Raw genomic sequence first — 9,284 nt, 5'->3', positions numbered from 1 at the left:
GCAACAGATCTTGTTCACAATTGCGACTTGTGGATAACAGATCCACCTTATGCAGATGCTGTTAACTATCATGAAATCGCAGAATTTTTCATTGCATGGCTGAGAAAAAATCCACCAAAACCTTTTGATGATTGGATTTGGGACTCTAGAAGAGCTCTTGCGATTAAAGGTTCTGGCGATGATTTCCGTATAGGTATGGTTAGAGCTTATAAAACAATGGCTGAACATATGCCAGACAACGGTATGCAGTGTGTAATGTTTACCCACCAAGATACTGGCGTGTGGTCAGATATGGTTGGCATATTCTGGGCGGCTGGGCTGCAAGTTGTAGGGGCTTGGTATATTGCAACAGAAACAAGCACTGAGTTAAAAAAAGGTGGCTATGTACAAGGCACTGTGATTTTGATGTTACGTAAACGCCCAGCAGGAGAGAATTTCGGTTTTAAACAGCGGTTGCTCCCTGCAGTTCGAGCGGAAGTGAAAAATCAGATCGAAACCATGATGCATCTAAACGATGAAGTGAAAGGTAAGATGGGCGAGCCAGTATTTAACGACTCTGACTTACAGATGGCAGGCTATGCCGCGGCTCTAAAAGTTCTGACGTCATATACCCATATTGGTGGTGAAGACGTGACAGCATTTGCACTGCGTCCCCGCACTAAAGGTGAAGTAACCGTAGTTGATGAAATCGTTCAACAAGCGGCAGAGGCTGCAAACAGTCTTTTAGTACCAGAAGGATTAAGTGCCGATACATGGCAGAAACTAAACGGTATTCAACGTTTTTACTTGAGAATGATGGACATTGAGACTACTGGTGCAGGCAAACTAGACAACTATCAAAACTTTGCTAAGGCATTCCGCGTTGAAGATTACACACGTGTAATGGGAAGTATGGCTGCAAATAAAGCTCAATTAAAACGAATTCCAGAATTTGCTTCTCGTGATTTAACCGAAGCCACAGAGATAGGCTCAACTTGGTTGGGGCAGTTAATTATAGGCTTACAGCAACTATTAGCTGAAGCCGAACCTCAAAGTGTGATTAGTCATCTTCAAGAAGAACTACCTGACTTTATGGAAATTCGAACAGTTTTGATTGATATGTTGAAGTTCATTGAAAACAAAGCACCAGAACAAGCAACACGAGATGTTGCGGAAGTGCTAGGTGCCCGTTTACGCAATATGCGAGTTTTGGGAAATTAAGTGACAAATGATGAGCTACTTATGTAGTAAGGGAAAATGATATATGGCAATCAGACGGTTTTCTTCACGAACTCATCGGCTTGATAGTAGCTTTTTACTTGAACACCTAAAAGGAGCCCGCAGTTACAAACGCATAGCGGGTTACTTTACCAGCTCTTTGTTTGAAGTTGCTCACGAGCTCATTGAGGCGATCCCTGATGTAAAAATCGTCTGTAACGTGGATATTCACCCTGACGACTTGAAAGTGGCTCAGCTTCGAGAGTCTAAGATGATTGGTCGCTGGAATGAGCAAGATATAGAGACAGAAGCCTTGCTTAACCGCGACCGCTATCGAAGACTGGATAGCTTTCTAGCTAAACACGGACAAGTAATTCGTGTAGCACCTGACAGTGTGTGTGGTTTTTTGCATGGTAAAGCCGGAGTCATCGAGTGTGCGGATGGCCGAAAGTTGGGCTTTATGGGCTCAATGAATGAAACAAGTAGTGGTTGGCAAAGGCACTATGAGATCCTTTGGGAGGACGATTCTCCTGAGGGAGTAGCATGGATAGAAAAAGAGTTTGAATACTTGTGGAACGCCGCTCGTCAGTTACCCGACGCAGTAATACGTGAGGTTAAGCGCCGTGGATATCGTCGTGAAATCGTATTTGATGAGATTGATGATGAAGATGATGTAGCACCTGCAGCATTGATTGAATCACCGCTCTATCGGCAGGGCTTTTCACTAAGGCCCTGGCAACAAGGCTTTGTTACCGAGTGTATTCGCCATTATCGTAATCATGGAATTGTACGCTTGCTGATTGCTGATGAGGTTGGTCTAGGTAAAACTTTATCAATGGCAACAGCCGCATTGAGCCTTTGCCTTCTTAGTGATAAAGAAAACAAAAAGCGTAAACCCGTTATAATCTTTGCGCCAGCAACACTGTGCGAGCAGTGGCAAACAGAGATGATCGACAAACTAGGTATTCCTTGTGCCAGATGGCATACACAAAAAAAAGCTTGGATAGATTCGGATGAGCGGGTTATCTCACCTTCAGGACAAGAGTTTATCGCCAAGTGCCCTTTGCGTATTGGTATTGTCTCTACTGGGTTGATGATGCAAGAGTCTTTAGAGAAAGAGCATCTTTTAGGTTTGAGATTTGGACTTACGATTCTTGATGAGGCTCATAAGGCCCGAAGCAGACAAGGGTTTGGAAAGGAAGCTGGTACGCCTAATAACTTACTTGCTTTTATGCGTGATGTTGCTGCGCGTTCCGATCATGTACTCCTGGGCACGGCGACACCCATTCAAACTCATTCAGCAGACCTCTGGGACCTTATGGGTATATTGCATCAAGGAGTAGGCAATTTTGTGCTAGGGAATGATTTAGCCAAGTGGCATCGTCCAAAAGAGGTGCTACCAATTTTGTCTGGCGAGCAGCGTGTCAGTGAGCCTAGTTTTGCATGGGAGTTGCTACGTTCACCACTCCCGATGGTTGACTCTAGCAATGAGAAACATTCGAGGAAGCTGTTTCGCTCAATTCGAGAAGATCTTGATCTATTAAACGATAGAAAGTCAGATATTAGAAATCCGCTAACTGATTTATCTGAGGAGTCTAGGGACTACCTAGAAGACGAGCTAGATCGTGATATTGCTGGAGCCAGTTTTTTCCAGAGGGAGAATCCATTTGTTCGTCATATAGTGTTACGAAAACGTGTAACATTGGAGGATGCTAACCTACTCCCTCGTATTGGGGTTCATGTTCACCCCGATAGGCAATTAGCTAAAGAAGAGCATAAGTTTGGCAGTCTGTTTACGGGTAAGGCGCTAATTACTAGTGAAGAATTTCGCCAGGCTTATACAGAAGCTCGACATTTTGGTAAAGCTCTTGCTCAAAACGGCAAAGGCAGTGGTTTTATGAAAAACCTGATGGAGCAACGTATTTGTTCAAGCATTGTTGCCGGGTTAAATACAGCCAAAATGCTGCTAGAGGGGCGAACCGTCCAAGAAGAAAGTGATGAGCAATTTATTGAACTAAAAGCGGAAAGCCCAGAAGAAATAGCAGTTCTTGAACGAATGATCGCAAGGCTAGAAAGTGTTGATGAAGATCCCAAACTACGTGCAGTAGTGCATTACTTGGAATTAGAAGGTTGGCTAAAACATGGGGTTATCATTTTCAGCCAGTACTATGACACAGCAAAATGGGTTGCAGACTCTTTAGCTGAGCGATACCCAAATCAAGCTGTGGGTTTATATGCAGGTGCAGGTAGAAGCCGATTATACCAAAAAGGTGATAGCGTAAATATTGAGCGTGAGACTTTAAAGAAAATGGTCGCGGAGCATCAATTAGAAATCATGGTTGCTACAGACGCAGCCTGTGAAGGCTTGAACCTACAAACGTTAGGCACATTAATAAACGTTGATCTGCCTTGGAACCCAACCAAGTTGGAGCAAAGGATAGGCCGGATCAAGCGCTTTGGACAAGTTCGAGAGCAAGTTGATATGCTTAATTTGGTTAATGAGCAGACGGTTGATGAAAAGGTGTATGACAAGCTCTCTGAGCGCATGCAGGATCGTTACAACTTGTTTGGTGCATTGCCAGATACGATTAAAGATGAGTGGATAGATGATATTGAAACTCTCGGGGAAGAAATGGACAAATATATCGAAGACAGAAAACAGGCAAATGGATTTGATCTTCGTTATACAAGCACCATGGAACCGTCGGATAAAGATTGGCGAGATTGCTCTAACGTTTTATCCAGAAGAGACTTTAGTGAGTTAATGACTTCTGGTTGGAGTGAGACAAAATGAGTCATAGTGTTACAGTAAGAAGAGATGATAATGACTGTTAAAGTGTCGCACATCACGCATATCGATAACCTCGGCAGCATCTTAGCGCAAGGATGTTTATGGTCTGATTCTAAGCGAATTGAGCTGGGATTAGTCAATCAGAATATTGGCTACAGTCACATTAAACAGCGGCGCCTTGTTCGTCCTGTTAATGTAGCGGCAGGTGGAACCATTGGTCAGTATGTACCTTTTAACTTTTGCCCTCGCTCTGTGATGCTGTTTGTTATCTACAAAGGGCATCCAGATTTCCAAGGTGGGCAGGACAGGGTGCTACACTTAATCAGTGACACTGACACTATCCGATTGAGCAATCAGCATTGTTTCTTTACTGATATTCATGCTGATTTGGATTACGCAGAACAGATAGATGACTTTGATCGTATTGGTGAACTAGATATTCAACGAATCATTAATGAGAAGTACTGGCTGGACTTTAAAGAAGAAAAGCAAGCGGAGTTTTTAGCCTTTGAATCTGTACAATGGATTACTATTCAGCAAATTGGCGTTAAAACTCAAGCTATCGCAGATGAAGTGAATGCTTTGATCCAGGTTGCGCAGCATAAGCCAGAGGTCGTTGTTCGACCTGAATGGTATTACTAGAGGTTACTATGATCACTTATCAAACAGGGAATATATTGCATGATCAAGCTGATGCTATTATTAATACCGTCAATACTGTTGGGGTGATGGGTAAAGGTTTGGCATTGCAGTTTAAAAAAGCGTTCCCTGAGAACTTTAAAGTTTATAAGAAAGCCTGTGATGATAAATCTCTAGTAACAGGACAAGTATTATCGGTATCTCTTAACTCAATGAATGCACCGTACTATGTGATTAATTTTCCAACCAAAGCGCACTGGAAGGGGAAATCAAAGCTTGAATTTATTGAGCAAGGCTTGGATAGCTTGAAGGCAGAAGTAAAGCGTTTAGACCTTAAATCGGTAGCTATTCCAGCATTAGGCAGCGGTTTAGGGGGATTACCTTGGCATCAAGTAGATCAATTGATTAATAAGCATTTGGTGGATATGCCTGATGTTGAATGGCGAGTCTATCCACCACAAGCAGCACCGAAAGCCGAAGCTATGATAAATAGGACTAAACGACCAGCTATGACAGCTGGTCGGGCCGCTGTGCTTGGTTTGATCGAGCGCTATGTGTCTACAGGGTTCGGTTATCGTTTATCTTTATTGGAAGTACAGAAGCTTGTCTACTTTCTAACAGCTGTTGGTGAGCCATTAAACAAGGTCGTCTTTCAGAAACACCATTATGGGCCTTATGCTGATGTTCTTCGTCATGTGCTTGATAAAATGGAAGGTCATTTTATATCTGGTTATGCCGACGGTTTAAATAAACCGGAGACACCGATAGAGCTCAGAGAAGATGCCGCCACAGAGGCTCTTGATTATCTTGAGCGGCATATTGATACCAAACTGCGCTTTGATAAAGTGGCTAAATTAATCGAAGGATTTGAATCTCAAAATGGTATGGAGTTGCTTTCTACCGTTCATTGGGTGGCGACCCAAGAATATAATGATAAAGACTTGAGTTCTGATGATGTAGTTCATGGTGTTCAAAGCTGGAATGCAAGAAAAGCAAAGATGAAACCTGCGCACATATTGGCAGCATGGAATAGACTAAAAGAACAAGGTTGGCTTGATAACAAAGCCCCTACTTCATGAATCACACAATTTAACAGAGGACTTATTGTTCTCTGTTAAATTGTATTAGTGTTAAATAAAATTTTTAAGGTATGGCGTACCAACTAAATAAATCTGTGCACTTTAGCCGCGAGCGTAGTTAAAGCCTCTCTCCGCTCTTCAAAATAATCATGTCGGTCATAAATCCCTTCAACACCTTTTAACTTGTGATTCAAGCACCTTTCGGCCACATGGCCGGGGGGGTGCCTTGTTGTGCCAATAAGGTTCGTCACGTACGGCGTAGGTCATGAACAGTAAAGTGAGGCATATCCCCCATAAGATTCGGCGGCTGTTTCTTTTTTGCATATTTCTTAGCATTCCGATCAGTCATTTCCGCTGTTTTTCAATTCATTGCCTTTGGTGTTCTGGTGGTTGTTGTGTTGTTATGAATAATCAATTAGTTGCATTTTGGTTTGGTTGCTTAATTGTTCTAGTGGGAGCAATATGTGTTATTGCTCATATTGATCGTGGCACCAAGTGTTGTCATGAGTACGTGAGTGGGGGAATGAATTTGGGTTTGGAGGCGATCTATGTTGATAAGAAAGGCAAGAATAAAAAACTACCGATTATTAAAAAATGTCGAGTTGACCCTAAATGATGTGGCCACCTTAATCGTTGGTCGCAATAATTCAGGAAAAACATCCTTTGCAGAGGCGTTTCGCAGTTTCTTGTCGCAGTCGGGGCAAAAGGTTCGGTATGAGGATTTTAACCAATCTAGTCTAAGCGAGTTTAAGGTTGCTTTGGGTTCATTTTTAGCGGAAGAAGAAGAAATTAAGGTGAGGGAATTAACCCCTTCAATTCAAATGGAATTGTCAGTGGATTATACGACTGACGCGGCTGATTATGGCGTGCTGAGCGATTTCATTATTGATTTAGATGAGGAGTTGTTTGAGACCAAAATCCTAATTTCGTATCAGTTGCAAGATGGTAGGATTTCTGACTTTTACCAAGGCCTTGATTCTGGGGCGGATGGTAAATTCTATTCGGAATTGAAAAGTAAAATCGAAAGTTACTTCGAGGTTGTAGCTTTTGCAGTTGAACCAAACAACCCTCAGAACGTAGTTAAAGTCGAGCTGGCTAAGGTGAGGAGGCTCTTTTTGTCTGGCCTTATTAATGCTCAGCGAGGACTTGATGACGAGACTCACAGTGAGAGGGATGTGCTGGGTAAGTCTTTAGGGAAAATATTTGATAGTGCCACTAGTGTTGGAGCCCCTGATGACTTTAAGAGTAAGTCTGAAGGAATAAATACTGTTGTTGAAGAGCTTCAAGAAAAAGTGGACACAGACTTTCAAGAGAAAGTTGCAGAACTATTGCCAACCCTAAGTATTTTTGGGTATCCAGGGTTGAAGGACCCCAATTTAAGTGCAGCTACTACGCTAAATGTAAAGTCATTACTTGAAAGTCATACAAGGGTATTTTATCGCAAAGATGAGTACTTTACCCTTCCTGAAACCTATAACGGGTTAGGGGTGCGCAACCTTATCTTTATTTTATTCCGCATATATGAGTACTTTAGGGAGTTTCAGTCGCAGACGACCCCTCCCAAAGGGCATTTGATTTTTATTGAAGAACCAGAAGCTCATCTACATCCTCAAATGCAAGAGGTGTTTATTCGCCAGTTAAGAGAGATTGTTGCAGAGTTTCAACGGCAGTTGAATGACGGGAAAGTATGGCCTGTCCAATTTATTGTTAGCACACACTCATCACACATAGCCAATGAGGCCGATTTTAATTCCGTCCGCTATTTCCTATCAAGAGATGGTAAGTCAACAGAAGTGAAGGATTTGAGCCAGGTCTTTAAAGGTGATGAGAGTGTTAATGATAAGGAGTTTTTACACAAATATCTAACTCTAACCAAATGCGACTTATATTTCGCGGATAGAGCTATTCTAATCGAGGGTACAACTGAGAGGATAATCCTGCCTGAGATACTAAAGAAATCCGATGAGGTGAGTGGTACGAACCTTCGAAGAAAGTATTTGTCAGTAGTCGAAGTTGGAGGAGCTTATGCTCATCACTTTTATAAGTTCATCGATTTTCTTGAGCTTAAGACATTGGTAGTTACTGACTTGGATTCAGTGAGAAAAACTGAGAAGGATAAGGAGGGAGGAGGAGTTACTACATCATACCCTTCGGTGATGGTAAGTGAGGGAACGCACTCTAGTAATGTTGGCTTGACTAAGTGGTTTGCACCGAGCGGTGAGGGTTATAGCGATATTGATGAGTTGTTAGCGAAAACCAGTAAAGACAAAAGCAAGGCGTGTCGTCGGATTGCGTATCAGATAGCGGACAACAAGGATGGCATCATAGGGCGTAGTTTTGAAGACGCATTTATATTGGCAAATAAAGACATGTTTGGCCTGGCGGAAGAATCGGACAAGGAGATTATTGAAAAGTCTGCCTACGATATGGCAAAAAAAATAGGCAGTGCTAGTAAGGCTAACTTTGCTATTGAGTATTCCGTTGAAAAACCAGATTGGGTTGTTCCTAAGTATATAAGAGAAGGTTTGGCCTGGCTCGACTCAGATGAAGCACCAATAGCTGGAGGGAGTGATGCATGACCGATATATCACCAGCAGAGAAGGCCTCTATTGAGGCTCTAGAGGCGACGAGAAGTTGTATTGATAACAATGAGTGCTTTCGGTTAGAGGCAGGTGCTGGAGCAGGTAAAACTTATTCTTTGATTGAATCGATTAGGTACCTGATAGCTCATCGAGCTGATGAGTTGTTGAGGTATGAGCAACGTATTGCCTGTATAACGTATACGAATGTCGCTAAAGATGAAATCAAGCAAAGAACTGATAATCACCCTGTGATTATTGCAGAGACAATTCACGGATTCAGTTGGAGTCTTCTTAGTTCCCATCAGGATAAACTGAGGGATCTAATTCCAGGGTTAAGTGATAAATGGAAAGGCCGTATAGAAGAGGCTGGAGGCATCAGGGGGCAAATAGTCAAATATGAGCTAGGGTTCCCTAGCATAAATGAAAGCGAAATAACGTTGCATCACGATGATATTGTGGCGCTGATGTCACAAATGCTTTCCTATAAAAAATTCCAAAACCTCGTGAAGAGCAAGTTCCCCATCATCTTTATTGATGAGTATCAAGATACTGACAAGACTTTGGCCGAAAGTATACTAACAAACCTGATTGACAATGACTCTGGGATTCTCATCGGTTTGTTCGGAGACCATTGGCAAAAGATTTATGGGAGTTCTGCGTGTGGCCTGATAACTAGTAATGAAGACAAAATTAAAGAGATTGGTAAGAAAGCCAACTTTCGCTCTGACAAGAATATTGTCAAGTGCCTCAATCAGATGAGGCCTGATTTACCGCAGTTTGAATCTGAGCCCCTATCTCAAGGTGTAATCAAAGTTTTTCACACCAACAATTGGAAAGGAACAAGGCAGGATGGAGCGCATTGGAAGGGGGATTTGCCATCTGAATTCTCAAAACTATATTTGGAAAAAACGAGAAAACTGATGATCTCTGACGGTTGGGATTTTTCATCCGAAAATACCAAAGTCCTGTTTCTTACGAATAACCTTATTGCGGAAG

5 protein-coding genes and 2 pseudogenes are annotated in these 9,284 nt (G+C 42.3%); 6 read left to right on the top strand and 1 reads right to left on the bottom strand.

From position 1 onward, the window contains the following. The 4 genes and pseudogenes from CAG65_RS20830 to darG form a co-directional block, all read left to right on the top strand. A pseudogene (locus CAG65_RS20830) lies at window positions 1-1,200 on the top strand (anti-phage-associated DUF1156 domain-containing protein); the annotation flags it as partial. A gap of 43 nt (window positions 1,201-1,243) precedes the next feature. Beyond that, entirely contained in the window at window positions 1,244-3,991 is a 2,748-nt protein-coding gene (locus CAG65_RS20825; protein WP_161454862.1) for a phospholipase D-like domain-containing anti-phage protein, read from the top strand. A 30-nt stretch (window positions 3,992-4,021) separates the two neighbouring features. Then, window positions 4,022-4,630, top strand: coding sequence for a type II toxin-antitoxin system toxin DNA ADP-ribosyl transferase DarT (gene darT, locus CAG65_RS20820; RefSeq protein WP_161454861.1), 609 nt, complete (start codon window positions 4,022-4,024; stop codon window positions 4,628-4,630). An 8-nt stretch (window positions 4,631-4,638) separates the two neighbouring features. Then, entirely contained in the window at window positions 4,639-5,706 is a 1,068-nt protein-coding gene (gene darG, locus CAG65_RS20815; protein WP_123015111.1) for a type II toxin-antitoxin system antitoxin DNA ADP-ribosyl glycohydrolase DarG, read from the top strand. Between the two features lie 83 nt (window positions 5,707-5,789). On the opposite strand, the pseudogene CAG65_RS22335 reads toward darG, so the two are convergent. Next, window positions 5,790-6,025, bottom strand: a pseudogene (locus CAG65_RS22335) (integrase); the annotation flags it as partial. A gap of 229 nt (window positions 6,026-6,254) precedes the next feature. On the opposite strand from CAG65_RS22335, the gene CAG65_RS20810 reads away from it, so the two are divergent. After that, a complete protein-coding gene (locus tag CAG65_RS20810) occupies window positions 6,255-8,285 on the top strand; it encodes an AAA family ATPase (RefSeq protein ID WP_161454860.1) in 2,031 nt (676 codons plus the stop codon). Beyond that, the coding region (locus CAG65_RS20805) for a UvrD-helicase domain-containing protein (RefSeq protein ID WP_161454859.1) at window positions 8,282-9,284 on the top strand (1,003 nt) is incomplete at its 3' end. The genes CAG65_RS20810 and CAG65_RS20805, both read left to right, overlap by 4 nt.

Source organism: Vibrio sp. V39_P1S14PM300, assembly GCF_009904765.1.
GTDB lineage: Bacteria > Pseudomonadota > Gammaproteobacteria > Enterobacterales > Vibrionaceae > Vibrio > Vibrio proteolyticus.
Note: the sequence above shows the minus strand (reverse complement) of the source record. Positions and strands in the feature narration are given on the sequence as shown.